Raw genomic sequence first — 2,435 nt, 5'->3', positions numbered from 1 at the left:
TGTTGGACGAAGCCGCTACGCGGAGAAAACAAAGCATACCAACTCCGAAATTCAAAATTACAATTCTATCTCAAGCCTTCAACGGTGAAGGCACTATTTTGAGGAGAATTGATCATGAATCACGACTGGCCTGCGGACTTTGAATCGCATTATCAAACCCATCTACAGCGGCTTCGACTTGCTGGTTTTCGTCCTAAAACCATCGAAGCTTATTCGCAAGGTGTGCGGCGTGCTGGACTGTATTTCCAATATCAAATTAATGCCTTAACCGAGGCGCAGTTAACGCAGTATTTCTCGCAATTACTGAGCACCCATTCGTGGAGTACGCTCAAGCACGATTTGTATGGGCTTAAATTTTATTACGACAAAGTCTTACACCAAGACTGGCCTGCACCGAATTTGGTGAAGGCGCCTCACAGCCAGCGTTTGCCCGATATCGTCACAGTAGAACAAATGCAGCAGATCATTGCCAACACCAAGGTACTCAGTTATCGCGTGTTTTTTTATGTGCTATACAGTCTTGGCTTGCGCCTTGGGGAAGGCTTGCGCTTGCAAGTTGCTGATATTGACGCGGATCGTCTGCGGGTGCAGATTCGGGACGCGAAAGGCAATCGTGATCGTTTCGTGCCGCTGCCAGTTTCTACCTTAACGGTGCTGCGTCAATTTTGGATGGTGCATCGACATCCGCATTTGCTCTTTCCGAATCGTGCTGGTGGTTTAAAGAAAGCGCATCTTGCACCAACGCACTTAGACGATGGTGGTGTACAAAGAGCCTTGCGCGCCGTGTGCGTCGATATCGGTTTAAAAAAAGAATTTCACCCCATAGCTTAAGGCATAGTTATGCCACGCACTGTATCGAAGCAGGCATCAATCTCTCAGACTTACAGCAGTTCCTCGGCCACCAATCCATCCTCACCACCACGCGTTACACGCATCTGACCAATCATCAAACCGAGACCGCAGTTGAACGCCTCAACCTCTTGATGAGTCGACTCTCCATCCATTGGGGAGAGATCAAATGATCCGTTTGATCGATATCCTGCAACGCTTTGAAGGTGACTTCCTGCGCACCTATGCCACATCACTTTTACCCAGTCAACGCCGCGCCCTGAGCGCTTTTAAGCATTGTCGAACAAGGCTTTCGGCACAGATGCGCGTGCAATGTGAGGCTTGTTTCAAAACCGATTATTTGCCACATTCGTGCGGACACCGATCCTGCCCGCATTGCCAAGCCCATGAGTCCCAGCGCTGGATCGAACAAGAGCAAGCAAAACTACTGCCCGTCGATTATTTCATGCTGACATTTACCCTCCCAAAAGAGTGGCGAGCACTGGTGTGGCAGCATCAGAAATCACTCTATGATTTGCTCATCAAAACTGCCTGGGACACCATCAACACGTTTAGCCAGCATGATAAACACTTACAGGGAAATACCGGTGCCATTGCGGTACTGCATACGCACAACCGACGCTTAGATTTCCATCCGCATGTACACATGGTGGTACCTAGTGGGGCGATCAATACCGAGCAACAGCGCTGGCGGGTCAAGCAAACCAAGTACCTCTTTCATCATAAAGCGCTTGCGAAAGTCTTTCGTGCCAAGATGTTGGACGGCATCACCAAACTAGGGTTCGTCGTACCGAAAGGAATCACGGATAAATGGGTGGTGGACTGTAAACAAGTTGGTAGCGGTGCCAAGGCGATCGCTTATTTAGGACGGTATTTGTACCGAGGTGTCATCCAAGAAAAAGATATCCTCTCTTGCGATGATCAACATGTGCGCTTTCGGTATATCGATTCCAAAACCAAGACAACGCAAACCAGAACGGTCACTGGCGTGGAATTTTTACGCTTAATACTGCAACACATACTACCCAAAGGCTTTCGTCGCGCTCGCAACTTTGGCTTCCTTCATCCCAATTGCAAACGACAAATCACCTTGTTACAAATCCTGTTGCGAGTCCAACGACCAGCGATCACGCCGACACCAAGACCGGTCATGATTTGTGCTTGTTGCGGTGGGATTAAACGCATCCTACAAACACGAATCGAATCTCGATATCGTCCCAATGCCAAGAATGTATCCATGCCAGATGTGGTTCCTACCAACAAGGGGATCATGATGTAAGCGCTCTGGCTTACCCCAAAAACAACCGTCGAATGACGGCTAGATAAACTCGTCTTTACATTGAGAAAAACCAGCAAATACGCGGTAAAAAATAAGGAGAAGTGAGAGCATCAACTGAAAAACGACGCCAATTTCAAGCTCAGCTAGATCTCATCAACGTCAAGACATCGACATTCAAACCAACAGTGCGAACAGGCAAAAGCTATTTGCATAAGCCATCCCCAAACACACGCAAATAAATCGGGCTCGTCCAACAAACGGTTCAGATCGTGGCCGCTTCGCGTCACGATCTAACCTTACTCGTTAG

General features: G+C 48.3%; 1 protein-coding gene and 1 pseudogene. Both read left to right on the top strand.

The genetic code is table 11. The features are described from left to right. Positions 1-114: 114 nt before the first annotated feature. Positions 115-1,022, top strand: a pseudogene (locus tag ACFFJH_RS18035) (tyrosine-type recombinase/integrase). Further along, entirely contained in the window at positions 1,019-2,128 is a 1,110-nt protein-coding gene (locus ACFFJH_RS18030) for an IS91 family transposase (RefSeq protein ID WP_390214368.1), read from the top strand. Before ACFFJH_RS18035 ends, ACFFJH_RS18030 begins: the two are co-directional and overlap by 4 nt. Positions 2,129-2,435 lie beyond the last annotated feature (307 nt).

The sequence above is a fragment of the Affinundibacterium danionis genome (genome assembly GCF_042432465.1).
GTDB lineage: Bacteria > Pseudomonadota > Gammaproteobacteria > Burkholderiales > Burkholderiaceae_D > Undibacterium > Undibacterium danionis.
Note: the sequence above shows the minus strand (reverse complement) of the source record. Positions and strands in the feature narration are given on the sequence as shown.

Bases quoted from the DNA above. Each gene is read 5' to 3' on its own strand.
- ACFFJH_RS18030 (WP_390214368.1), top strand. From the start codon at position 1,019: ATGATCCGTTTGATCGATATCCTGCAACGCTTTGAAGGTGACTTCCTG.